Origin of the sequence: Streptomyces sp. NBC_00414 (assembly GCF_036038375.1) — a bacterium.
Classification (GTDB): Bacteria; Actinomycetota; Actinomycetes; order Streptomycetales; family Streptomycetaceae; genus Streptomyces.
This window is the reverse complement of sequence record NZ_CP107935.1, coordinates 7,736,883-7,759,986: the sequence shown is the minus strand read 5'-3', so window position 1 is coordinate 7,759,986 and position 23,104 is coordinate 7,736,883. Positions and strand designations below refer to the sequence as shown.

Genomic DNA, 23,104 nt, shown 5'->3' with positions numbered 1-23,104 from the left:
CGAGCCGGTGGTACGGACGTGCGCCGGATCTTGGTGGCAAGCGCTTTCACGTACGGTGTGCGGGACCCGGACCGCGCGGTGTGCGGCTCCGGGGCGGTACGGGCCGGCCCGCGGGCCGGCCGACGTGCGGGTCAGCCCGCGTACGGGTCCGGCACCTTGCCCGGCCGGGCCAGGAAGGCGAAGTCGCACCCGGTGTCGGCCTGGGTGATCTGTTCGTTGTAGAGCGCGCCGTAGCCTCGCTCGAAGCGCTCGGGCGGCGCGGTCCACCGCTCCCGGCGCCGCTCCAACTCCTCGTCGTCCACGTTGAGTTGCAGGCTGCGCGCTTCGACGTCGAGCGTGATGGTGTCGCCGGTGCGGACCAGCGCGAGCGGCCCGCCGATGTACGACTCGGGCGCCACGTGCAGCACACAGGCGCCGTAACTCGTGCCGCTCATCCGGGCATCCGAGATCCGCACCATGTCCCGTACGCCCTGCTTCAGCAGATGGTCGGGGATCGGCAGCATCCCGTACTCGGGCATGCCCGGGCCGCCCTTGGGTCCGGCGTTGCGCAGCACCAGTACGGTGTCGGCGGTGATGCCCAGCTCCGGGTCGTTGATGGTGCGTTGCATGGTCTTGTAATCGTCGAAGACGACCGCGGGACCGGTGTGCTTGAGCAGGTGGGGCTCGGCGGAGATGTGCTTGATGACGGCGCCGTCGGGGCAGAGGTTGCCGCGCAGGACGGCGACGCCTCCCTCGGCGGCGACGGGGTTCTCGCGGGTGCGGATGACCTCGTCGTTGTGCACCTGCGCGGAGGCGAGCTGTTCGCGCAGGCTGTCGTGCGAGACGGTCGGCCGGTCCAGGTGCAGCAGATCGGTGATCCGCGAGAGGAACCCGGGCAGTCCGCCGGCGAAGTGGAAGTCCTCCATGAGGTACGTACGGCCGCCGGGCCGTACGTTGGCCAGGACCGGCACCGTACGGGCGATGCGGTCGAAGTCGTCGAGGGTGAGCCGGGCTCCGGCGCGGCCGGCCATGGCGATGAGGTGGATCACGGCGTTGGTGGAGCCGCCGAGTCCGAGGACGGTCGCCACGGCGTCCTCGAAGGCCTCCTGGGTGAGGATGTCGGACAACTTCCGGTCCCTGCGGACCAGTTCGACGATCCTGAGCCCCGAGGCGGCGGCCATCCGGTCGTGCCCGGAGTCGACCGCGGGGATGCTGGAGGCGCCGGGCACGGTGACCCCGAGCGCCTCGGCGGCCGCGGTGAGCGTGGACGCCGTACCCATGGTCATGCAGTGGCCGGGCGAACGCGCGAGACCGCTCTCCAGTTCGGTCATCTCGCAGTCGCCGATGAGGCCCGCGCGCTTGTCGTCCCAGTACTTCCACATGTCGGTGCCGGAGCCGAGGATCTCGTTGCGCCAGTGGCCCGGCAGCATGGGCCCGGCGGGCACGAACACGGTCGGCAGGTCGACGGACGCGGCGCCCATGAGCAGGGCGGGTGTGGACTTGTCGCAGCCGCCCATCAGGACGGCCCCGTCCACCGGGTACGACCTCAGCAGCTCCTCGGTCTCCATCGCGAGCATGTTGCGGTAGAGCATCGGCGTCGGCTTCTGGAAGGTCTCGCTCAGCGTCGACACCGGGAACTCCAGCGGGAAGCCGCCGGCCTGCCACACGCCCCGCTTGACCGCCTGGGCGCGGTCGCGCAGGTGGACGTGGCAGGGGTTGATGTCGGACCAGGTGTTGAGGATCGCGATGACCGGCTTGCCGAGGTGCTCCTCGGGGAGGTAGCCGAGCTGACGGGTGCGCGCCCGGTGGCTGAAGGAGCGCAGGCCCTCGGTGCCGTACCACTGGTGGCTACGCAACTGCCGTACGGTGTCCGGGTTCTGGTCCTCGCCGCCGGTGGACGCCGCCGATGGGTTGACGTCGCTCATATGGACCACCCCGCGGCGATGGCGGCGACCTCGGCCCGTTCGGACTCGGGGAGCTGCCTGCTCGGCGGGCGGACGTCCCGGCGGCACAGGCCGAGCGAGGCCAGGGCCTCCTTCACGACCGTCACGTTGTTGGCGGAGCCGTTGGCCCCGCGCAGTTCCTCGAAGCGGCGGATCTGCTCCCAGACCTTCATGGCGCCCGCGTAGTCACCGGAGCGGAGCGCCTCGATCATGTTCAGCGAGACGGCCGGGGCGACGTTGACGAGCCCCGACGTGAAGCCCGTCGCGCCCGCCGAGAAGTACGAGGGCGCGTACGGCTCGGCGAGACCGGCCACCCACACGAAGCGTTCGAGCCCGGCGTCCCGCGCGAACGCGGCGAAGCGGGACGCGTCCGGTACGGCGTACTTCACGCCGATGACGTTCGGGCAGGCGTCGGCCAGTTCGGCGAGCCGGGCGCCGGCGAGCACCGGGTTGCGGATGTAGGGGACGACGCCCAGTTCGGGGACGGCCTCCGCGATCGCCCGGTGGTAGTCGACCCAGCCGTCCTCCGAGACGTACGGGTGGACGGGCTGATGGACCATCACCATCTGTGCCCCCAGCTCACGGGCATGGCGGGCGGAGCCGACGGCGGTCGGCAGATCGTGCCCGACCCCGACCAGGACGGTGGCCCGGCCCCTCGCCTCCTCGATGGTCAACTCCGTGACGAGGCGCCGCTCTTCGGGGCTGAGGGCGTAGAACTCGCCGGTGTTGCCGTTCGGGGTGAGGATGCGCACGCCGCCGTCGAGCGCCCTGCGCAGCAGCACGCGGTGCACGTCCTGGTCGATCGATCCGTCCGCCGCGAAGGGGGTCACGGGGATCGCCACCACGTCGGCGAGGGCGGCCCGTTGGGCCTCGAACGTGGTCGTGGTCGCGGTCATTCCTGCTCACCCTTTCCCTGGGCCTCGGGGAAGGCCCGTTGCACGAACGAGGCGATGTGCGAGTGCAGGGCGCGCGCCGCGCCGTCCGAGTCGCCTTCCAGGGCGAGCCGCAGGATCTCCCGGTGCTCGGTGGCCTCGCGCTCCCAGGACGGGTTGGCGGCCCAGGCGACCGCGGAGACCAGGGCGGCCTGGTCCCGGACCTCGTCGAGCATCCGGCCGAGCAGCGGGTTGCCGCAGCGGACGTACAGGGAGCGGTGGAACTCGCGGTTGGCGAGGGACCGCTGGGCGGTGTCGGTGGCGGCGTCGGCCCGTTCGAGCGCCTCACGTGCCGTGTCGAGAGAGGTGCCGAGCCGCACGGAGCGCCGCAGCGCCTCCGGTTCGAGCAGCAGCCGCACGTCGTACACCTCGCGCGCCATGTCCGCGTCCACCATGCGCACCGTGACGCCCTTGTACTGGTTCATCACGACGAGCCCGGTGCCGGCCAGGGTCTTGAGCGCCTCGCGCACCGGCGTCTTGGACACCCCGAACTGTGCGGCGAGCTCGGTCTCGACCAGGGCCTGCCCCGGGGTCAACTGCCCGGTGAGGATGCGGTGTTTGATCCCTTCCTGCACGAACTGCGTGCGGGAGGGGATCGGCGTGGGCACAGAGGTCATGCTCGCCTCTCGGTGGCACGGAGCCCCCGGGTTCCCCGGGGGAACGAGGGCTCGCGTATCTGATCTCGCGTATCGCGTCTCATATATGACGTACGAAGTACGACGCGATGAAGCTAAGAGCGCCCCTGTGTTTCGTCAATGCTTCCGACAAAAGAAGTTGCCGTCGACGTCCGGCGGCCGAGGGTCGGCCCCGGTTCGACCCGAATTCACCCGGGCCGGGTTCACCAGCTGATCGCGGCGGCCACCGGCAGGTGGTCGCTGCCGGTGGCCGGCAGCACCCGCGAGCTCTCCGGCCGCACACCGCGGACCAGGATCTGGTCGATCCGCGCCACCGGGAACCTCGCCGGCCAGGTGAAACCGAAGCCGCCCCCCGCCGTGTCCTGGACCGACTCCAGCCGCGAGGTCAGGCCGTCGAACGCGCGGTCGTCCATGGTGCCGTTCAGGTCTCCGAGCAGCACCACACGCTCGTTCGGCTCGGCGGCGACGGCCTCAGCCAGCGCCAGGGCGTTCCTGTCCCGCGATTCCGTCCAGAAGCCCGCCCGGGGATTCACCCGCGCGGACCCCAGGTGGGCCACGTACACCGCCAGCGGCCCGCGGTCCGTGGCCACCGTGGTGCGCAGCGCCCGGTTGTCGGCCAGCCTGTCCTCGGCCGGCTTGGTGTCCGCCAGCGGTCCGACGTCCGTCCGGATGTCGACGGGCCGGCTGTCCGACAGCGGCAGTCTGCTCCACAGCCCGACCGTGCCCAGCACGGTGTGGTGCGGGTAGGTCCTCGCCAGCCCCTTCTCGTACGTGCCGCGGTCCTGCGGGGTCAGTTCCTCCAGCGCCAGCACGTCCGCCCCGGAGGCGGCCAGGTCACGGGCGGTGCCGGCCGGATCGGGATTGCCGGCGCCGACGTTGTGGCTCGCCACGGTGAGGTCGCCGCCCGGGTGGGACTTGTCGCCGAGCAGCCCGCCGAAGAGGTTCAGCCACACCGTGACCGGCAACAGGAGCGCGAGCACCGCGGAGGCGGAGCGGCGCCACAGTGCCCCGGCGAGCAGCACCGGAACGAACAGGCCGAGCCAGGGCAGGAAGGTCTCCACCAGGCTGCCGAGATTCCCGATCCGGTTCGGGATCCTCGCGTGCAGCAGCATGGACAGGCCCAGCAGCAGCGCCAGCGCCGTGAGCACCGGGCCGCGCTTCCAGGGCTCCGGCCGCCGCAGGCCGACGCGGACCGCCCGCCGGATACGGGCCGCGACCGTCGTGCCCACCGTGCCGGTCACATCGCCCGTGCCGGCCACGACAGCCGTGCCGGTCACGTCAGGCGTCTCGGTCACGTCAGCCGTACCGGTCGCATCACCCGTGTCGGCCTGCGTCATCGTCCGTCCCCGCTCACTGTCGGTCACTGCTGCATCCTCGGGTCCTGGGTGGGGTTGGCGTACATGGGCGGGCAGCGACGGCCGATCGCCCGGGTGCGCAGTTCGAAGTGCCAGGGTTCGTTCCGGTAGATCTGGCACAGCCCGTAGTGGGCGCCGTGCCCGGACAGCCACTTCGCCGCATCGGAGTGCCCGATGTCGGCGGCGTCCCCCGACACGTGCGGGGACGTCGCCGCGGTGGCCACCCATCGGGCGGCCTCGTCCTGGGATCCGTGGGCAAAGACCGCCTCACGAAGAAGCTGGTTCTGGTATCTCGGGGAACGCCAGCCGCTGTTGACGTAGAACTCGACCCCGTCGTCCGCGGCGGCCGTCGCGGCCCGGCGCAGGGCGTCGAGCAGATCCGGATCCAGGTTCACCACGGCCGGGACCTCGTCGTCGAAGACCGTCACGCCGTCGGGGACGACACCGTCGGCCGACGACAAGGAGGACAGCGAGGACTTCGGCCGGAACCAGGACTTCGGCATCTGGTGACCGAGGGTCACGACGATCGCCGCCATGACACCTGCCAGGACGCCCGCGAGGACGACGGGAAGGAGCCATCGAATCCGGCGGCCCGGTAATCGCGCTGATGGTGGTTTTCGGGTCATACCCCCAGTCAAGGCAGCACGATGTTGCCCGCATGTATCCGGTTTTCGATACGCCGACGACAGGTGTCGGCTCGTAGCCTCAAGCACATGCGTGTGCTGATCGTCGAGGACGAGCCCTATCTGGCGGAAGCAATCCGCGACGGCCTGCGCCTGGCGGCGATCGCGGCGGACCTCGCGGGTGACGGCGACACCGCGCTGGAACTGCTGAGCGTCAACGCCTACGACATCGCCGTACTCGACCGGGACGTCCCCGGGCCGTCCGGCGACGAGATCGCCAGGAGCATCGTCGCCTCCGGCAGCGGCATGCCGATCCTCATGCTCACCGCCGCCGACCGTCTCGACGACAAGACCACCGGGTTCGCACTCGGCGCCGACGACTACCTCACGAAACCGTTCGACCTGCAGGAACTCGTGCTCAGGCTCAGAGCGCTGGACCGCAGGCGGGCCCACAGCAGGCCACCCGTGCGGGAGATCGCGGGCCTGCGGCTGGACCCGTTCCGCCGCGAGGTCTACCGCGACGGCCGCTATGTCGCGCTGACCAGGAAGCAGTTCGCCGTGCTCGAAGTCCTCGTCGGCGCCGAGGGCGGTGTGGTCAGCGCCGAGGAGCTGCTGGAACGCGCGTGGGACGAGAACGCCGACCCGTTCACCAACGCTGTGCGCATCACCGTCTCGGCACTGCGCAAACGGCTCGGCGAACCCTGGCTCATCACGACCGTGCCGGGCGTCGGCTACCGCATCGACAGCCAACGCGTCGACACCCGACAGGAAGACGGACACGACGGAGGCGGGCGTGGATAGGGCACCCGGGCTGAGCGTTCGCGTCAGACTCACCCTCAGCTACGCCGGGTTCCTCATGCTCGCCGGTGTCCTGCTGCTCGCGGCGGTGTGGCTGTTCCTCCTGCGTTACGTCCCCGACCGCGCGATGCTCATCAACGCCGACGACCACGCGATGAACGGCGTTTTCCCCATCCGGTCCGGCCTCCTGCGCGTCTTCGCCCCCAGGGCGGCCGCGGTGCTGGCGTTCCTGCTGGTGTTCGGCCTCGTCGGCGGGTGGGTCCTGGCCGGCCGGATGCTCGCCCCACTGACCCGTATCACGGGCGCCACCCGGCTGGCCTCGGCCGGAGCGCTCTCCCACCGCATCCGGCTGCCCGGCCGCAAGGACGAGTTCCGCGAACTCGCCGACGCCTTCGACTCGATGCTGGCCCGGCTCGAAGAACACGTCGCCGAACAGCGCCGGTTCGCGGCGAACGCCTCGCACGAGTTGCGCACCCCGCTGGCGATCTCCAAGGCGCTTCTCGACGTGGCCCGCACGGATCCGGACCACGACCGCGGCGAGGTCATCGAGCGCCTGCACGCCGTCAACACCCGGGCGATCGACCTCACCGAGGCGCTGCTCCTGCTCAGCCGCGCCGAGCAGCGGACCTTCGCCCCGGAAGACGTCGACCTGTCCCTCCTCGCGGAGGAGGCCGCCGAGACACTCCTGCCCCTCGCGGAGAAGCGTGGCGTCACTCTTGAGACGCGCGGCGACATCACCCCCACCGTCGGATCGCACGCGCTCCTGCTCCAGCTGACGACGAACCTCGTGCAGAACGCGATCGTGCACAATCTGCCCGACCAGGGCAGGGTGTGGGTGACTGTCGGCGTCCACCCCGGCGGTCCCGGCCGTGTGGTGATCGCTGTCGAGAACACCGGCGCGGAGATCTCCGCACAGCTCGCCTCGACGTTCACCGAGCCGTTCCGGCGCGGCATCGAGCGCGTACACACCGACCGGGCGGGCGTCGGTGTCGGTCTCGGCCTGGCGATCGTGAAGACCATCACCCAAGCGCACGCCGGCACACTCACTCTCACCCCGCGCCCCGCCGGCGGACTGCGCGTCACCGTGGAACTTCCCGGGGCCGGGAACGGCAGCGGAAACGGAAGCGGCAAGTGATCTCAGCGGCCCCCGTCGGCGGCCTTCCACCCCGGGTCCCGCCCGCTCAGCCCGATCACCCGGTCCAGCAGCGGCGCGTCCTCCGGTACGGGCACCACGGGGCCGAAGATGCTCCCGCGCGACGGGTCGTCGACGGACGCGGCCAGCATCTCGTACGCCGCCCGCAGGGCCGCCGCGTCGGGGACGTACTCCTGTCCCGTGGCCCGGGCCAGGTCCCACCCGTGCACGACGAGTTCGTCGGTGGCGACGATGCCCGCGATCTCGCCGGGCAGTTCCACACCGCCCGCCCGGGTCTCCCCCGTCCACGCCGCCGGATCGCGCCATGCCTCGGCCAACTCGACCAGCAGCTTGGGCAGTTCGGCACGCCAGCCGGGCGTCAGGTCCGGCAGCCCGGCCGTCGGCGCGGTGTCCGTCGTGGCCCCGAGATCCTTGCGCCCGGCGTCCCGGAAGGCGGCGGAGAGGCCGGTCAGATGCCCGACCAGATGGCGTACCGCGTAGTCCGGACACGGGGTCGCGTCCGCCAGCTGGTCCTCGCGCACCGCGTCCGCGACGCGCGCCACGATCAGGGCCTGCGGCCCCAGGTCAAGGGCCGTGGGGATGGTCTCTCCGTCACCCATGGTGGGCTCCTCTCGTCGCAGGGTCTTCAGGGGGTAGACCGTCGGCCGTACGGAAACTCATCGCTTCCACTCCCAAGATCATGCTCCGGAGTCTGGTCAGACGTTCGAGCTGCGGAGATGCTCGGAACAGCCGGGATGCCCGGTGTCGGGGACCGCAAGGGGAGTCACGCCATGAAGGCGATCGTTCAGGATGCCTATGGATCAGCGGACCTTCTGGAACTGCGGGAGATCGAGCGTCCCGTCCCCCGCGAGGACGAGGTGCTGGTCGAGATCCGCGCGGCCGGTCTCGGCCCCGAGGTGTGGCACCTCATGACGGGCCGGCCCCTGGTGGCGCGCGCCGTCCTGGGGCTGCGCAAGCCCAAGAACCCGGTACGGGGCTGGGACGGCGCCGGACGGGTCGAGGCCGTCGGGTCGAAGGTGACCGACTTCAAGCCGGGCGACGAGGTCTTCGGCAACTGCGAGGGCTCGTTCGCCGAGTACGCCTGCGCGAACGCCTCGAAGATCGCGCACAAACCGGCCAACCTCACGTTCGAGCAGGCCGCCGCCCTCCCCGTGTCGGCCATGACCGCCCTTCAGGCCCTGACCGGCACGGCCCGCCCGAAGCCGGGCCAGAAGGTCCTCGTCATCGGCGCCTCCGGCGGTGTCGGCTGCTACGCCGTCCAGCTCTCCGCGATGCACGGCGCCGAGGTCACCGGTGTGTGCGGCCCCGGCGGCGCGGACTTCGTACGCTCCCAGGGCGCCGCGCACGTCATCGACTACACCACCGAGGACATCGCCGCCGGCCCGCACCGCTACGACATCGTCATCGACAACGCCGGCCAGCGCCCCCTGCCCGTGCTGCGCCGCGTCCTGGCCCCGCGCGGCACCCTCGTGATCGTCGGCGGCGAGGGCGGCACCGCCATGTTCGGCGGCCTGAGCCGCGGCCTGCGGGCCGTCCTGCTCTCGCCGTTCGTCGGACAGAACCTCCGCAACCTCGTCTCCGTCGCCCGCCGCGAGGACCTCCTGACCCTGAAGGACCTCGCCGAGAACGGCAAACTCGTCCCGCCCGTCGACCGCACCTACCCCCTCGCCGAAGCCGCGGAGGCCATTCGCCACCTGGAGAAGGGCCACCCCCGGGGCAAGCTCGTCATCACGGTCTGACGGCGCCGGGCCCGGGGTCGCGACGCGGGGTGCGAGCGCCGCGTCAACGGAGTCCGGGCGCTGTCGGACCCACCTCCTATGGTGTCGTGCCATGACTTCAAGCACTGTCGGCAACGACACCGCTGCCGCCTCTGCCTCCCGACTGGACGAACTGCGCGCGTTGTTGGCGACGGGCAAGCCGGTCAGGATGCGCAAGGCCATCGGGGAACTCGTCCTGATCCGGGACGACGGAACAGCGCTCGCCCTGGCCGCCGAGTCGCAGAGCGCGGCCGAGCCCTCCTCGGAGACGCTGCTACGGCTGTGGCCCCAGGTGGCCGACCCGGACGGGTTCTGCGCCGCTCTGCTCGCCCCCGCCCTCGTGCGCGAGAACCGGACCTCGATACGGCTGCGCCGGATGACCTCACTGACCGGCCTGCGCCATCTCACCATGCTGAGCGGTCTGCACATCCACCGCTGCAAGGAGGTCACGGACCTCACCGAGGCGGGTGCGCTCACCGGCCTCACCGACCTCGATCTCAACGGCTGCGCGGGAGTCGAGGACCTGACCCCGATCAGCGGCCTCACCGGCTTGACCCGGCTCAACCTGCACCGCTGCCGGGCGGTGCGGGACACCGCGCCGCTGCTGCCCCTGGGGAAACTGCGGGAGCTGGACCTCAGCATGACCGGGGTGCGGTCCGCCGAGGGTTTCACCGAGGCGTTCCCCGCGCTGGAGACGCTGTCGCTGCACGGCTGCCGCTCCTTCAAGGACGCCTCCCAGCTGTCCGGGCTGACCCGGCTCACCCACCTGGACCTCGGCTGGACCGGCGTCCGCGACCTGACCGGCCTGCGTGACGTTCCCGCGGTGACCCGCCTGGACCTGCGCAGTTGCGGCCGTCTGCGCGATCTGACGGGTATCGACGCGATGCCCGGCCTGACGGAGCTGATCCTGCGGGACTGCCCCGGCCTGGAGACCCTCAGAGGGCTCGGCGCGCACCCCCTCCTGCAGGAGCTGGAGATCAGGAACTGCTCCCGGCTGGCGGACCTGAGCGGGATGTCCGCGCTCGCCCGGCCGGAGAAGCTGACCGTCGAAGGATGTGAACAGCTCACCTCCCTGCACGGCATCGACACACTCGGCTCCCTGGAGTCGGTACAGCTCGCCGACTGCCCCGCCCTGCGGGACTTCTCCGCGCTCACGCGGCTGCCGTCGCTGCGCGAACTCGTCCTGCGAGGGCTCGGGCAGCTCCGTGACCTCACGCCGTTCGCAGCCGTGCCCGGCCTCCTGTCCCTGCACGTGGACCGGTGCGACGGCCTGGTCACCCTGGAGGGCCTCGAACGCCAGGACCACCTGGCCGTACTGGACGTCTCCCACTGCCGGAGCCTGCGCCGGCCCGGTCCTCCCGGTGACCTGCCCGCCCTGAGCAAGGTGCGCATACAGCACTCCCCCTCGCTGACCGGCCTCGACGGTTTCGGCGAACTGCCCGCGCTGCGCCATCTCTTCGTCTCGTACTGCCCGGTGTTCGTGGACCCCGGCGGCCTGGCCGGTGCCCCGGTGGACGAGCTGTGGTTCCGCAACATGCCGAACCTGGGCTCGCTGCACGCCCTGGAGGGCTGTCCCGGGCTGCGGAAGCTGATGCTCGAACACTGCCCGCGCGTGGAGGACGTCCCGGCCGGGCCGGTCACCGAACTGCACATCAGCCACGAGATGGACTGGCGGGACCTCTCCCGCCTGGCCGGTCACGAGAACCTCCGCGTCCTGTATGTCACCATGGACGAGCTGAAGGACCTGAGCGCTCTGCGCTCTCTGCCCGACCTGGTCGGCGTCGAACTGGACGGCTGCCACTCCCTGGCCGACGACGATCTGCGCCCGCTCCTCGACATGCCGTCGCTGGAGAAGATCGGGCTGCCTCTCCAGGTCCTGAGGGCCGTGTGGGGAGGAGAGCCCAGTCCCGTGTACGACGAACTGGCCGAACGGGACGTCGACGTCTGGCGGCCGGATCCCGAACTCGCGCGGAAGATACGCGAACTACGCGCGCAGCGCGTGAGCGCGCACTAGTGCGCGGTTCTGACCCGAGTGTTCGTAACCCCGGGCCGGCGGGGGTCGACCGCGCAGTTCCCCGCGCCCCTGAAAGCCCCCACCTGACCCATGCGCTCACACCTGCGGGCGCGTTGAAGCTGAGTGCGCAGTTCCCCGCGCCCCTCAAGGGGCAAAAGCTGGGGCGCAGCCCCGCTTTTGAGGGGCGCGGGGAACTGCGCGGCCGGCACCGACCGGCCCGCAGGTAAGAACAAACGCACGGCCGTACGGCCCTCAAGGGGCGCGGGGAACTGCGCAACAAGCCCCCACCGCCCGCACAGGCCAGTACCCGTCCCGCCCGGCGGCGGCAGCCGGCCCGCGTCAGCGCAGCCGCGCCAACGCCCGCGTCACCAGCGTCAGATCCTCCTCGGACGCCAGCCCCGCGTGATAGAGCCGCACTTCGGTCGCCCCGACCTCGCCCGCCCGCGTCACATCGTCGAAGAGCGTCGCGGGGCTCCCACCCATCCCGGCCACCACAGGGAAGTTGGCCGCCACCACGTTCCCCTCGACGGCGTGCGCGGCGAAGGGCGCCAGCAGCCCCACCCCGCCCGCGGCGCACGGCACGACCACCCCGTCGGCGACCGCCAGGATGTGCTCCGGGTCCACCCCGGCGTTCGCGCCCACGTGGTACGAGTCGGGGTCCGCGTGCAGCAGGATCCGGAAGCCCTCGGGGCCCGCCGCCCGCACGGCGCCGACGACCTCCGTCTGGAGGGAGCGGGCGACGGAGTCACGCCACGCGCGCGTGGCCGTCGCGAGCTCGCCGCCCAGCAGCTTCTCCACGGCCTCCCAGCCCCCCGCCGGGGTCTCGCCGCGCCACACGGGCTCCAGGGCACGCCGGACCGAGGCCGCCGACTCATCGGCGTCGTAACCCAGTTGCGTATACCCGGCGCGGCACGACGGGCAGAAGCACAGCGACATCAGGTACGTCCCGGCGTCCCCGAGCGCCACGCCCGACGTCTTGTCGTGGGCGTGCAGATGCGGGAGCCCGTACCAGCCGAGGGACTCCAGCTCCGTACCCGCCGCCCCGGGCCGGACGGCCGCCTCGACGGCCAGGTCGGTCAGGTAGGCGCGCGTCTCGGGCTGAGCGATGCAGGGGGCCCAGGGATAGCGGTCCCCGTAGGCGTTGACCACGGAGGTGTCCGGGAACTCCTCGCCCATACGGGAGTTGTGGGCGAGGACCACCCAGGTGTGCACGTCGAGGCCCGCCCCGGCGAGGGCCGCGGCGGCCTCCCCGTACGCGTCACCGGGCGCCCAGTCCCCGGCGGCGTACGGCCGCAGCCTGCGCCCCTGCCAGCGCCCGGGGTCCGCCGGGTAGAGCACGGCCGCGTGGCGTGCGGTGACGATGCGGTGCCGGGGATGCCGGGGGGTCAGCGCGCGCGTGGAGTGGTAGGCGGACGCGAGCGTCACCTGCCGCACTCCGAGTCCGGCGATGCGTGCCGCCGCCCCGGGGTCGCCGTTGACGTCCCACGGATAGACGAAGGTCGACGCCCTCACTTGCCCTCCTCCAGCAGCGCGTAGCCGCGCTCGATCAGCTGGGCGAGCTGCTTGATGTGGTCCTCGGCCGGCTCGTGCAGCGGTGACCGCACCTCGCCCACGTCGAGCCCCCGCAGCCGTACACCCGCCTTGACCAGCGAGACGGCGTAACCGCGGCCCTTGGCGCGCAGCTCGACGAGCGGCCGGTAGAAGCCGTCGAGCAGCCGGTTGACGGTCGCGTCGTCGCCGGAGCCGAAGGCGCGGTGGAAGGCGAGGGCGATCTCGGGCGCGAAGCAGAAGACGGCGGACGAGTAGAGCGTGATGCCGATGCCCCGGTAGGCGAGGCCGGTGAGTTCGGCGGTCGGCAGCCCGTTGAAGTACAGGAAGTCGCCCGGCACTTCGGACCGTACGGCGCTGACGATGCGCTGCATGAGGTCGAGGTCGCCGGTGCCGTCCTTGAAGCCGATGACCCCCTCGGCGCGGGCCAGCGCCACCACGGTCTCAGGAGTGAAGACGGCGTTGTCGCGCTGGTACACGATGATGTCGAGCGAGGTGGCGTCGGCCAGCTCCGTGTAGTGCCGCAGCAGCCCCTCCTGCCCGGCGACCACGAGGTACGGCGGCATGGCGAGCAGCCCGTCGGCGCCGGCCTCCTCGGCGAGGCGCGCGTAGCGCACCGCGAGCGCGGTCCCGTAGCCGGCGCCCGCGACGACGGGCACCCGGCCCGCGGTCTCCTCGACGGCCGCCCGGACGCAAGTCTGGAACTCCTCGGGTGTGAGCGCGTGGAACTCGCCGGTGCCGCAGCAGGCGAAGACGGCGGCGGCGCCGGCCTCGACGCCCCGCCGGACGTGCTCGCGGTAGACGTCCAGATCGACGGCTCCGTCACGGTCGTACGCCGTGACGGGGAAGAACAGCGGCCCGCTGGCAATATTGAGTCGAGCGGCGAGGGGGGCTGACGACACGGGCTCTCCCTAGAGCATGTACGTACACGCCACCCGTGCACGTTTCTGATTTGCGTCTATATCTCTGAACTCGCCCACGCTAAAGCGCGCCGTCGGGACCGGTCAAGCGGGCCAACCCGCATTCCCGGAGCAATATCGGAGCAATAAAAGACCGGAGACGAGACCGAACGGCAGCGGATCCCCCACCTCCGCGCGACACTTGACGCGAGCGGCGAACGATCCCTAGTTTGTCCATGGATGTGAATGCCGTACACGATTACGCATACGCATACGGCTGCTGATTCTAGGAGACCCGAGGATGCCCGCTCCGCGCACCGCTCCCCGCACCGTTCTGCTCACCGGCGCCGCCGGAGGCCTCGGCACCCTGATGCGCGGGCTGCTGCCCGCCTACGGCTACGAGCTGCGCCTCCTCGACATGCTGCCCATCGAGGGCGAGCCGGACGCGATCACCGCGGACCTCGGCGACAAGGAAGCCCTGCGCGAGGCCGTCCGGGGCGTGGACGCCGTCATCCACCTCGCGGGCATCTCCCTGGAGTCCACCTTCGACAAGATCCTGAAGGCGAACATCGAGGGCACGTACAACCTCTACGAGGCCGCGCGCGAGGAGGGCATCGGGCGGATCGTCTTCGCCTCCTCCAACCACGCGGTCGGCTTCACCCCGCGCCCCGGGGGCGAGGCGCCCCACGAGCCGGGCGACCTCATCCCCATCGGCACCCCGCGCCGCCCGGACACCTTCTACGGGCTGTCCAAGGCGTTCGGCGAGGACCTGGCGCAGTTCTACTGGGACAAGCACGGCCTGGAGACGGTCTCCGTGCGCATCGGCTCCTGCTTCCTGGAGCCGACCACCGTGCGCATGCTGTCGGTCTGGATGAGCCCCGGCGACGGCGCCCGCCTCTTCCACGCGGCCCTGACCGCCGAGCACGTCGGGCACAGCGTCGTCTACGGCTCCTCCGCGAACACCCGCCTGTGGTGGGACCTCTCGACCGCCCGCGCGCTCGGCTACGAGCCGCGGGACGACTCGGAGCAGTACGCGGAGAAGCTGATCGCGGAGCAGGGCGAGCTGGACCCGGCGAATCCGGACCACGCCTGCCTCGGCGGCGCCTTCGTGACGAACCCCCCGGTGTGGCCGTACTGACGTTTCCGTCACCAGGGCTCCCGTACGGCCGTACCGGGCCCCGCCGACACTTCCAGCCACTCCATACGGACGACCTCACGGGGCGGACGGGCACCGAACGGGCCCGTCCGCCCCGCCGTTCGGGCACGCCGACTGCCCGAATTACGCTCCGCCGCAGGTCCGGCGCGGGCGTCCGTCTCACCCAACGGGCACACACGGGCGCCATCGGACCCGCAACAGACCTGGTCAGTGGCGCGTACCCGCTGTAGAACTTCCCCCAAGGGTCGAACGGGCCCGAACGGGCAGTACGCAAGGGAGCGGAAGCGGGTGTCGGGCATGAGCGCGGAGGAACGGCAGCGGGAGATCGTGAAGACCGCCCGCCGTACAGGTGCCGTCGACGTGAACGAGCTCGCGGCCGAGCTGGGCGTCGCCAGGGAGACCGTGCGCCGCGATCTGCGCGCCCTGGAGGACCACGGCCTCGTCCGCCGCACGCACGGCGGCGCCTACCCCGTGGAGAGCGCCGGCTTCGAGACGACGCTCGCCTTCCGCGCCACCAGCCACGTACCCGAGAAGCGCCGGATCGCGGCAGCCGCGGCCGAGTTGCTCGGCGACGCGGAGACGGTCTTCGTCGACGAGGGCTTCACCCCCCAGCTCATCGCCGAGTCACTGCCCAGGGACCGGCCGCTGACCGTGGTCACCGCGTCCCTGGCCACCGCGGGCGCGCTCGCCGAGGCCGACAACAAGACGGTCCTGCTGCTCGGCGGCCGGGTCAGGCCCGGCACGCTGGCCACCGTCGACCACTGGACGACGAAGATGCTCGCGGGCTTCGTCATCGACCTGGCGTTCATCGGCGCCAACGGCATCTCGCGCGAACACGGCCTCACCACCCCCGACCCGGCCGTCAGCGAGGTCAAGTCACAGGCGATCCGGGCCGCGCGGCGCACGGTCTTCGCGGGCGTGCACACCAAGTTCGGCGCGGTCAGCTTCTGCCGGTTCGCGGAGATCAGCGCCCTGGAGGCGATCGTCACCAGCACGTTCCTCCCCGCCTCCGAGGCCCACCGCTACTCGATGCAGGGCCCCCAGGTCATCCGGGTCTGATCACCCCGGTCCCGGCCGTCCGGACCCGACAGAGAGTCCGAAAACCCAACCGACCCACTACAGAGGCACGCACTCCCCCTGCCATGCCCTTGCCATCCCATTTGTCATCCCATTTGTACTGATACATCCAGGAGTGATCCATGCGAACCCAGAGCCGACGGAGGCCGCGCGCGATGTTCGCCGCGGCCGCCGCAGGGACGCTGCTCGCCCCGCTGCTCTCCGGTTGCTGGGCCGGAGCGGGCGGCGCGGGCTCCGGAGGCAACTCCATCAACGTCCTCATGGTCAACAACCCGCAGATGGTGGAGTTGCAGAAGCTCACCGCCGCTCATTTCACCAAGGAGACCGGCATCAAGGTGAACTTCACCGTGCTGCCGGAGAACGACGTCCGCGACAAGATCAGCCAGGACTTCGCCAACCAGGCCGGCCAGTACGACGTCGCGACGCTGTCCAACTACGAGATACCGATCTACGCCAAGAACGACTGGCTGCACGAGATGGACTCGTACGTCGCGAAGGACCCCGGCTACGACGAGCAGGACGTCCTCAAGCCCATGCGCCAGTCCCTCACCGCGGAGGACGGCAAGCTCTACGGACAGCCCTTCTACGGCGAGTCGTCCTTCCTGATGTACCGCAAGGACGTGTTCGCCGAGAAGGGCCTGAAGATGCCCGACCACCCGACCTGGGCGGAGGTCGCGGACCTCGCCGCGAAGGCCGACGGCGCCGAGTCGGGCATGAAGGGCATCTGCCTGCGCGGCCTGCCCGGCTGGGGCGAGATCATGGCCCCGCTCACCACGGTCGTGAACACCTTCGGCGGCACCTGGTTCGACAAGGACTGGAAGGCGCGGCTCGACTCCCCCGAGTTCGAGAAGGCGACCAAGTTCTATGTGGACCTCGTCCGCGAGCACGGCGAGTCCGGCGCGGCCCAGTCCGGCTTCGCCGAGTGCCTCAACAACCTGACCCAGGGCAAGGTCGCCATGTGGTACGACGCCACCTCCGCGGCCGGCTCCCTGGAATCGGCGAAGTCCCCGGTCAAGGGCAAGATCGGCTACGTACCGGCGCCGGTCGACAAGACGGAGTCCTCCGGCTGGCTCTACACCTGGGCCTGGGGCATCCAGGACGCGTCCCGCAACCCCGACAAGGCGTGGAAGTTCGTCTCCTGGGCGTCCAGCAAGGAGTACGAGCAGCTGGTGGGCGACGAGATCGGCTGGTCCAACGTGCCGGCCGGCAAGCGCGCCTCAACGTACACGAACGCCGACTACCGCAAGGAGGCCGGCGCCTTCCAGGAGATGACCAAGGAAGCCATCGAGGGCGCCCGCCCCACCGATCCCGGCGTACAGCCGCGGCCCGCGCCCGGCATCCAGTTCGTCGGCATCCCCGAGTTCACCGATCTCGGCACCAAGGTCTCGCAGGAGATCAGCGCGGCCATCGCCGGACGCCAGTCCGTCGAGTCGGCCCTGAAGAAGTCCCAGAAGCTGGCCGAGGAGATCGCCGAGGAGTACGAGGGACGATGACCGCGACAACGACAGCCCCAGTGGCCGCACCATCCGTACGCACGCAGAAGACACCGCCCTCCGGCCGCCTGAAGGCCTGGGCGACCAGGGCCCCGCTCCTGCCCGCCCTGATCTTCATGATCGCCGTGACCCAGCTGCCGTTCGTGGCCACGCTGGTGATCTCCTTCTTCGACTGGAACTCCCTCTACCCGGACGCCCGCAGCTTCACGGGCTTCGGCAACTACACCGAGGTCCTCACCGACGAGGCCCTGCGCAAGTCGGTCTGGACGACCATCGTGCTGACGGTCTCCGTCGTCCTGGCCAGCCTGGTCCTGGGACTGGGCCTCGCCCTCCTCCTGGACCGCAAGTTCCGGGGCCGCGGCCTGGTCCGCACGCTCCTGATCGCACCCTTCCTGGTGGTCCCCGTAGCGGCGGCCCTGCTCTGGAAGCATGTCCTCTACAACCCCGAATACGGCCTGCTCAATGGGTTGTTGCACTATGTGGGCGGCCCACAGCCGGACTGGATCTCCAACACCCCGCTGCTCGCCATCGAGATGTCCCTCGTCTGGCAGTGGACGCCGTTCATGATGCTGATCCTGCTGGCGGGCCTGCAGAGCCGGGACCACCAGCAGATCGAGGCGGCCAAGGTCGACGGCGCGAGCGGCTGGCAGGTCTTCCGCTACCTCACCCTGCCCCACCTGCGCCGCTACCTCGAACTGGGCGCCCTGCTCGGCTCGATCTACATCGTGCAGAACTTCGACGCGGTCTTCACCATCACGTCCGGCGGCCTGGGCACCGCGAACCTGCCCTACACCGTCTACCAGACCTTCTACCAGGCGCACGAGAACGGCCTCGCCTCCGCGGCCGGCGTCCTGGTCGTCATCGGTTCGATCATCATCGCGACCTTCGCGCTGCGCGTGGTCTCGTCCCTGTTCCGTGAGGAGGTGGGCCGCGCATGAGCGCCACCGCTGTACGTGTACGCCCCAGCAGCACCCGATCGGCCGATCCCACCCCCCGCCGCCCCAAGGGACGGGGCCTCGGCCTGGTCGCCTGGCTGGCCGGCATCGTCTTCTTCCTGCCCATCGCCTGGATGGCCCTGACGTCGTTCCACTCCGAGGAGGACGCGGCAACCAATCCACCGTCCTTCGGGGCGGCCCTGACGCTCGACGGGTACCGCGAGTTCTTCGGCACGGGCGGCGGCGCGAGCCCCTGGCCGGCCCTGATCAACTCGACGGTGGCGTCCCTGGCGTCGACCCTCCTGGTCCTGGTCCTCGCCCTCCCCGCGGCGTACGCACTCTCCATCCGCCCGGTCAAGAAGTGGACGGACGTCCTCTTCTTCTTCCTCTCCACGAAAATGCTGCCGGTGGTGGCGGGCCTCCTCCCGATCTACCTCTTCGCGAAGAACACCGGGATGCTGGACAACATCTGGCTCCTGGTCATCCTCTACACCTCGATGAACCTGCCGATCGCCGTATGGATGATGCAGTCGTTCCTCTCCGAGGTCCCGGTGGCAATCATCGAGGCGGCACAGATAGACGGCGCGAAACTCCCCACCATCCTGACCCGCGTCGTGGCGCCCATCGCCCTCCCGGGCATCGCCGCCACCTCCCTCATCTGCTTCATCTTCAGCTGGAACGAGCTGCTCTTCGCCCGCGTGCTGACGGGTGTGGTGGCGGAGACCGCCCCGGTCTTCCTCACCGGCTTCATCACCAGCCAGGGCCTGTTCCTGGCCAAGGTGTGCGCCGCGTCGCTCGTCGTCTCCCTGCCGGTGCTCGCCGCGGGGTTCGCCGCCCAGGACAAACTGGTCCAGGGCCTTTCGCTGGGAGCCGTGAAATGAAGGCCGCCGTCATCGAGTCCGTGGGAAAGGCCGTCGTCTCCGAGGTCCCGGACCCGACGCCAGGCCCCCGCGAGGTCGTCGTGGAGGTGTCGGCCTGCGGGTTGTGCGGCACGGACCTGCACATCCTCCAGGGCGAGTTCGCACCCAAGCTGCCGATCGTCCCCGGACACGAGTTCGCGGGCGAGGTGGTCGGAGTCGGCAGGCAGGTCACGGAACTCTCGGTCGGCGACCAGGTGGCCGTGGACCCCTCCCTCTACTGCTACGAGTGCCGCTACTGCCGGACGGGCCACAACAACCTCTGTGAGCGCTGGGCCGCGATCGGCGTCACCACGGCGGGCGGCGCCGCCCAGTACGCGGTCGCGCCGGTGGCGAACTGCGTGAAGCTCCCCGAGCACGTACGCACCCAGGACGCGGCCCTGATCGAACCGCTCTCCTGCGCGGTACGCGGCTACGACGTCCTCAACTCCCGCCTCGGCTCCCACGTCCTGATCTACGGTTCGGGAACGATGGGCCTGATGATGCTGGAGCTGGCGAAGCGCACGGGCGCGGCGAGCGTGGACATGGTGGACATCAACCCGAAGCGCCTCACCACCGCCCAGAAGCTCGGCGTCTCGGCGTCCGCCACGAGCGCCGACGAGCTGGACCGCCCGCAGGGCTGGGACCTGGTGGTCGACGCCACGGGCAACGCGGCGGCGATCCAGGACGGTCTGGAGCGGGTCGCCAAGGCCGGGACCTTCCTCCAGTTCGGGGTGGCCGACTACGCGACGCGGGTGTCCATCGACCCGTACCGCATCTACAACCAGGAGATCACCATCACGGGTTCGATGGCCGTCCTGCACAGCTTCGAGCGCGCGGCGGAGCTGTTCGCGACAGGCGTCCTGGACCCTGACATCTTCATCAGCGACCGCCTCCCCCTGGACCAGTACCCCCAGGCCCTGGACCAGTTCGCCTCAGGCGTAGGCCGAAAGATCGTGGTGGTCCCGTAACCGTCACCGATCGCGCAGTTCCCCGCCCCCTTCAAAGGGCGCGGGGAACTGCGCACCGGGGGCAAGGGGGCGAAGCGCCCCCCATGCAGTGACGGGGAGGGCAGGGGCGGCGGGGGCGGGAAAACCCTTGGGCCACCCCCACCCCCCGGCCCTACCATCCCCCCATGCCCAACCCACACGGCTTCACCTACACCCACCACCCCGACGGCACCGTGAAGATCACCCACGGCTCCCGCCCCGCCACCACCCTCCGAGGCCCGAGAGCCACCCAGTTCCTCGCGGAAGTGGAAAAGGGCGACCCCCAGCTCGTCATGGCCCGCTGGACGGGCAACTACAAGCACGGCAACGAACGAACCGCCCGCAACCACCCCCGCAACCGCCGCTGACCCGATCGGCCGATTGCCCGCTTGGTAAGGGAACGGCAAAGCCGGTCCGCTCGTTCACCCGGCATGACAGCTATGACCCCCGGCTCGAACATCCCTCTCGCCGTCACCCGCGTGACGGTGGACGTCGCCGCCCCGGTGCGGCTGGACGTATCGGGCCTGCTGCTCACCGCCGACGGCAAGGTGCGCTCCGACGACGACTTCATCTTCTACAACCAGCCGTCGGGCCAGGGCGTGACGTACCGCTCCGGCGGCGGCTCGGCCCCCGACTCGATCACGGTCGACACGACAGCCGTGCCCCAGGGCATCGAGAAGATCGTCGTCACCGCGAGCCCGGACGCGGCGGGCCAGACGTTCCAGGGCATCGAACCGACGGCCACGATCCGCAGCGCGGACGACGGCTCGGTCCTCGCTTCCTTCACCCCGCCCCAGCTCGGCGCGGAGACGGCCCTGGTCATCGTCGAGGTCTACCTGCGCAACGGCGCCTGGAAGGCCCGCGCGGTCGGCCAGGGATACTCGAACGGCCTGGCGGGCATCGCCACGGACTTCGGCGTGACGGTGGAGGAGCCCGCGGCCCCGGCCCCGGTGGCGCCGCCCGCCCCCACGCTCCAGACACCGGTGGCGCCCACGGCCCCGCCCGTCACCACCCCGGCGGCCCCGCCCGCGCCCCCGGCGCCCCCGGCAGCCCCCGCCCCGGGCACCGGCAAGATCAACCTCGACAAGGGACGAGTAAACCTCCAGAAGAACCAGACCGTATCCCTCACCAAGGGCGGCAGCCCGTTCCTCTCCCAGGTGAAGATGGGCCTGGGCTGGGAGCCCGCGTACCGGGGCAAGGACATCGACCTCGACGCCTCCGTGATCGCCTACGGCCCGCAGCGCAACCACATCGACAGCTGCTACTTCGGCAAGCTCTCGATCGTGAACGGCGCGATCAAGCACTCCGGCGACAACCTCACGGGCGAGGGCGGCGGTGACGACGAGGTGATCGTCGTGGACCTCGGCCGTCTCCCCCAGGAGGTCACGGGCCTGGTCTTCACGGTGAACTCCTTCTCGGGCCAGAAGTTCACCGAAGTGGCCAAGGCCTACTGCCGTCTCCTGGACGCCGCCACGGGCGAGGAGCTGGTCCGCTTCGACCTCACCACCGCGGAGCCGCAGACCGGCGTGATGATGGCCAAGCTCATCAAGCAGTTCTCCGGCGAGTGGGAGATGACGGCCCTCGGCAACTTCGTCAAGTCCCGCACGGTCCGAGGCATGGTGAAGCCGTCCGCCCAGGCGCTGTAGCCGACCGCGCGGGACGCCCCCGGACAGGAGGGCGCCCCGCGCGTCCGTTCACGACCCCAGACGCGGCGGCACTGGCCGGACCACCCGGGGGCGGGGCGGTGCCGGGATGTCACGTTCGCAGCGTCCGGCTCCCGCTGAAAACGCCCACCCGTCGAAACTCAGGGCCGTGCGCACGGGAGGCTGCGAAGGGACGTACCGGCACGGCCCCGCCCCCACCCCCACACCACCGCGGGCGCGCCTCAGAACAGCGCGCTGTACGCGTTCAACGCAGGCTGCCCACCAAGATGGGCGTACAGCACGTTCGACTCCCCGCCGATCTCCCCCCGCGTCACGAGGTCGACCATCCCAGCCATCGACTTTCCCTCATAGACAGGGTCGGTCACCATGCCCTCGGTCCGAGCGGCGAGCCGCATCGCCTCCAGGGTCCCCTCATCGGGAATCCCATAGGTCCCGGCGTGATACCGCCCGTCCAACTCGACATCATCCAGCGCCAACTCCTCCCGCACACCGATTAGTTGCCCGGTGTTCCGAGCGATCCGGGCGACCTGCTCCCGAGTCCGCTCGGGCGCGGCGGACGCATCGATACCAAGCACACGCCGCTCCCGCCCCCCGGCCTCCTCCAGCGCGCGAAACCCGGCCACCATGCCCGCCTGGGTGGACCCGGTGACAGAACACACGACAACGGTGTCGAAGAAGACCCCCAACTCCGCTTCCTGCGAGGCCACTTCATAGGCCCACCCGGCAAACCCGAGCCCCCCGAGCGGATGGTCGGAGGCCCCCGCAGGAATGGCGTAAGGCTTCCCACCCGCCTCTTCGACCTCCCGCAGCGCCTGCTCCCAGCTCTCCTTGAACCCGATCCCGAACCCGGCCCGCACGAGCCGCACATCGGCCCCGGCAAGCCGGCTGATCAGGATGTTGCCGACCTTGTCGTACACGGAGTCGGGCCAGTCCACCCAACTCTCCTGCACCAGCACGCACTTGAGTCCTGCCCGAGCGGCACAGGCGGCGACCTGCCGGGTGTGGTTGGACTGCACCCCGCCGATCGACACGAGCGTGTCGCACCCTTTGGCGAGGGCGTCCGCGACGAGGTACTCCAGTTTGCGGGTCTTGTTGCCCCCGTACGCGACACCGGAGTTGCAGTCCTCCCGCTTGGCCCAGAGGGAGGCCCCGCCAAGATGCGCGGTCAGCCGCTCCAAGGGATGCACGGGCGAAGGCCCGAACAGAAGGGGATAGCGCTCGAACGAGTCCAGGGACATGGATCCTCCAGAACCAGCAG

General features: G+C 70.5%; 21 protein-coding genes. 12 read left to right on the top strand and 9 right to left on the bottom strand.

Features of this window, described 5'->3' with window-relative positions:
- Positions 1–131: 131 nt before the first annotated feature.
- The 5 genes from araD to OHS59_RS33680 form a co-directional block, all read right to left on the bottom strand.
- The gene (araD, locus tag OHS59_RS33700; RefSeq protein WP_328497124.1) at positions 132–1,904 is read right to left on the bottom strand and encodes an L-arabinonate dehydratase; all 1,773 of its coding nucleotides are present in this window, start codon (positions 1,902–1,904) and stop codon (positions 132–134) included.
- Complete coding sequence (locus tag OHS59_RS33695; RefSeq protein ID WP_328497123.1) at positions 1,901–2,818, bottom strand: dihydrodipicolinate synthase family protein; 918 nt, start codon at positions 2,816–2,818, stop codon at positions 1,901–1,903. Before OHS59_RS33695 ends, araD begins: the two co-directional genes overlap by 4 nt.
- A complete protein-coding gene (locus tag OHS59_RS33690; RefSeq protein WP_328497122.1) occupies positions 2,815–3,471 on the bottom strand; it encodes a GntR family transcriptional regulator in 657 nt (218 codons plus the stop codon). Before OHS59_RS33690 ends, OHS59_RS33695 begins: the two co-directional genes overlap by 4 nt.
- Positions 3,472–3,692: 221 nt before the next feature.
- Positions 3,693–4,826: an endonuclease/exonuclease/phosphatase family protein gene (locus tag OHS59_RS33685; protein WP_443061660.1), complete on the bottom strand. Its 1,134-nt coding sequence runs from the start codon at positions 4,824–4,826 to the stop codon at positions 3,693–3,695.
- 23 nt (positions 4,827–4,849) lie between these two features.
- Positions 4,850–5,347: a M15 family metallopeptidase gene (locus tag OHS59_RS33680; RefSeq protein ID WP_443061659.1), complete on the bottom strand. Its 498-nt coding sequence runs from the start codon at positions 5,345–5,347 to the stop codon at positions 4,850–4,852.
- Between the two features lie 210 nt (positions 5,348–5,557).
- Here OHS59_RS33680 and OHS59_RS33675 point away from each other — a divergent pair, with 210 nt between their 5' ends.
- Both OHS59_RS33675 and OHS59_RS33670 read left to right on the top strand, forming a co-directional pair.
- A complete protein-coding gene (locus OHS59_RS33675) occupies positions 5,558–6,268 on the top strand; it encodes a response regulator transcription factor (RefSeq protein ID WP_328497119.1) in 711 nt (236 codons plus the stop codon).
- Positions 6,261–7,400, top strand: coding sequence for a sensor histidine kinase (locus OHS59_RS33670; RefSeq protein WP_328497118.1), 1,140 nt, complete (start codon positions 6,261–6,263; stop codon positions 7,398–7,400). Before OHS59_RS33675 ends, OHS59_RS33670 begins: the two co-directional genes overlap by 8 nt.
- 2 nt (positions 7,401–7,402) lie before the next feature.
- Here the strand turns inward: OHS59_RS33670 and OHS59_RS33665 are convergent, their stop codons facing one another.
- Entirely contained in the window at positions 7,403–8,017 is a 615-nt protein-coding gene (locus tag OHS59_RS33665) for a TIGR03086 family metal-binding protein (RefSeq protein WP_328497117.1), read from the bottom strand.
- A 171-nt stretch (positions 8,018–8,188) separates the two neighbouring features.
- On the opposite strand from OHS59_RS33665, the gene OHS59_RS33660 reads away from it, so the two are divergent.
- Together OHS59_RS33660 and OHS59_RS33655 are read left to right on the top strand one after the other, a co-directional pair.
- Entirely contained in the window at positions 8,189–9,157 is a 969-nt protein-coding gene (locus OHS59_RS33660) for an NAD(P)-dependent alcohol dehydrogenase (RefSeq protein ID WP_328497116.1), read from the top strand.
- A 91-nt stretch (positions 9,158–9,248) separates the two neighbouring features.
- Positions 9,249–11,189, top strand: a complete 1,941-nt coding sequence (locus tag OHS59_RS33655; protein ID WP_328497115.1) for a leucine-rich repeat domain-containing protein — start codon at positions 9,249–9,251, stop codon at positions 11,187–11,189.
- Positions 11,190–11,528: 339 nt separating this feature from the next.
- Here the strand turns inward: OHS59_RS33655 and OHS59_RS33650 are convergent, their stop codons facing one another.
- Positions 11,529–12,701 carry a hypothetical protein gene (locus OHS59_RS33650; protein ID WP_328497113.1) on the bottom strand — a complete coding sequence of 391 codons (1,173 nt, stop codon included), beginning with the start codon at positions 12,699–12,701 and terminating at the stop codon, positions 11,529–11,531.
- Positions 12,698–13,639 (bottom strand): 5-dehydro-4-deoxyglucarate dehydratase, encoded by a 942-nt coding sequence (locus tag OHS59_RS33645; protein WP_328497112.1) that lies wholly within the window; start codon positions 13,637–13,639, stop codon positions 12,698–12,700. The genes OHS59_RS33650 and OHS59_RS33645 overlap by 4 nt, the downstream gene beginning before the upstream one ends.
- A gap of 298 nt (positions 13,640–13,937) precedes the next feature.
- Here OHS59_RS33645 and OHS59_RS33640 point away from each other — a divergent pair, with 298 nt between their 5' ends.
- From OHS59_RS33640 to OHS59_RS33605, 8 genes are all read left to right on the top strand, one after another.
- The gene (locus OHS59_RS33640) at positions 13,938–14,774 is read left to right on the top strand and encodes an NAD-dependent epimerase/dehydratase family protein (RefSeq protein ID WP_328497111.1); all 837 of its coding nucleotides are present in this window, start codon (positions 13,938–13,940) and stop codon (positions 14,772–14,774) included.
- A gap of 306 nt (positions 14,775–15,080) precedes the next feature.
- Positions 15,081–15,851 carry a DeoR/GlpR family DNA-binding transcription regulator gene (locus OHS59_RS33635; RefSeq protein WP_055511202.1) on the top strand — a complete coding sequence of 257 codons (771 nt, stop codon included), beginning with the start codon at positions 15,081–15,083 and terminating at the stop codon, positions 15,849–15,851.
- A 140-nt stretch (positions 15,852–15,991) separates the two neighbouring features.
- Positions 15,992–17,362: an ABC transporter substrate-binding protein gene (locus OHS59_RS33630; RefSeq protein ID WP_328497110.1), complete on the top strand. Its 1,371-nt coding sequence runs from the start codon at positions 15,992–15,994 to the stop codon at positions 17,360–17,362.
- The gene (locus tag OHS59_RS33625; RefSeq protein WP_328497109.1) at positions 17,359–18,300 is read left to right on the top strand and encodes a carbohydrate ABC transporter permease; all 942 of its coding nucleotides are present in this window, start codon (positions 17,359–17,361) and stop codon (positions 18,298–18,300) included. Before OHS59_RS33630 ends, OHS59_RS33625 begins: the two co-directional genes overlap by 4 nt.
- On the top strand, positions 18,297–19,178 hold the full coding sequence (locus tag OHS59_RS33620) for a carbohydrate ABC transporter permease (RefSeq protein WP_328497108.1): 882 nt from the start codon (positions 18,297–18,299) through the stop codon (positions 19,176–19,178). Before OHS59_RS33625 ends, OHS59_RS33620 begins: the two co-directional genes overlap by 4 nt.
- The gene (locus OHS59_RS33615) at positions 19,175–20,164 is read left to right on the top strand and encodes a zinc-dependent alcohol dehydrogenase family protein (RefSeq protein ID WP_328497107.1); all 990 of its coding nucleotides are present in this window, start codon (positions 19,175–19,177) and stop codon (positions 20,162–20,164) included. Before OHS59_RS33620 ends, OHS59_RS33615 begins: the two co-directional genes overlap by 4 nt.
- Positions 20,165–20,328: 164 nt before the next feature.
- On the top strand, positions 20,329–20,550 hold the full coding sequence (locus tag OHS59_RS33610; protein WP_328497106.1) for a hypothetical protein: 222 nt from the start codon (positions 20,329–20,331) through the stop codon (positions 20,548–20,550).
- A 72-nt stretch (positions 20,551–20,622) separates the two neighbouring features.
- A complete protein-coding gene (locus OHS59_RS33605; protein WP_328499458.1) occupies positions 20,623–21,828 on the top strand; it encodes a TerD family protein in 1,206 nt (401 codons plus the stop codon).
- A gap of 239 nt (positions 21,829–22,067) precedes the next feature.
- Here OHS59_RS33605 and OHS59_RS33600 read toward each other — a convergent pair whose 3' ends face one another.
- Positions 22,068–23,084 (bottom strand): 1-aminocyclopropane-1-carboxylate deaminase, encoded by a 1,017-nt coding sequence (locus tag OHS59_RS33600; protein ID WP_328497105.1) that lies wholly within the window; start codon positions 23,082–23,084, stop codon positions 22,068–22,070.
- Positions 23,085–23,104 lie beyond the last annotated feature (20 nt).

Bases quoted from the DNA above. Each gene is read 5' to 3' on its own strand.
- araD (WP_328497124.1), bottom strand. From the start codon at position 1,904: ATGAGCGACGTCAACCCATCGGCGGCGTCCACCGGCGGCGAGGACCAG.
- OHS59_RS33695 (WP_328497123.1), bottom strand. From the start codon at position 2,818: ATGACCGCGACCACGACCACGTTCGAGGCCCAACGGGCCGCCCTCGCC.
- OHS59_RS33690 (WP_328497122.1), bottom strand. From the start codon at position 3,471: ATGACCTCTGTGCCCACGCCGATCCCCTCCCGCACGCAGTTCGTGCAG.
- OHS59_RS33685 (WP_443061660.1), bottom strand. From the start codon at position 4,826: ATGACGCAGGCCGACACGGGTGATGCGACCGGTACGGCTGACGTGACC.
- OHS59_RS33680 (WP_443061659.1), bottom strand. From the start codon at position 5,347: ATGCCGAAGTCCTGGTTCCGGCCGAAGTCCTCGCTGTCCTCCTTGTCG.
- OHS59_RS33675 (WP_328497119.1), top strand. From the start codon at position 5,558: ATGCGTGTGCTGATCGTCGAGGACGAGCCCTATCTGGCGGAAGCAATC.
- OHS59_RS33665 (WP_328497117.1), bottom strand. From the start codon at position 8,017: ATGGGTGACGGAGAGACCATCCCCACGGCCCTTGACCTGGGGCCGCAG.
- OHS59_RS33660 (WP_328497116.1), top strand. From the start codon at position 8,189: ATGAAGGCGATCGTTCAGGATGCCTATGGATCAGCGGACCTTCTGGAA.
- OHS59_RS33655 (WP_328497115.1), top strand. From the start codon at position 9,249: ATGACTTCAAGCACTGTCGGCAACGACACCGCTGCCGCCTCTGCCTCC.
- OHS59_RS33640 (WP_328497111.1), top strand. From the start codon at position 13,938: ATGCCCGCTCCGCGCACCGCTCCCCGCACCGTTCTGCTCACCGGCGCC.
- OHS59_RS33630 (WP_328497110.1), top strand. From the start codon at position 15,992: ATGCGAACCCAGAGCCGACGGAGGCCGCGCGCGATGTTCGCCGCGGCC.
- OHS59_RS33625 (WP_328497109.1), top strand. From the start codon at position 17,359: ATGACCGCGACAACGACAGCCCCAGTGGCCGCACCATCCGTACGCACG.
- OHS59_RS33620 (WP_328497108.1), top strand. From the start codon at position 18,297: ATGAGCGCCACCGCTGTACGTGTACGCCCCAGCAGCACCCGATCGGCC.
- OHS59_RS33615 (WP_328497107.1), top strand. From the start codon at position 19,175: ATGAAGGCCGCCGTCATCGAGTCCGTGGGAAAGGCCGTCGTCTCCGAG.
- OHS59_RS33610 (WP_328497106.1), top strand. From the start codon at position 20,329: ATGCCCAACCCACACGGCTTCACCTACACCCACCACCCCGACGGCACC.
- OHS59_RS33605 (WP_328499458.1), top strand. From the start codon at position 20,623: ATGACCCCCGGCTCGAACATCCCTCTCGCCGTCACCCGCGTGACGGTG.
- OHS59_RS33600 (WP_328497105.1), bottom strand. From the start codon at position 23,084: ATGTCCCTGGACTCGTTCGAGCGCTATCCCCTTCTGTTCGGGCCTTCG.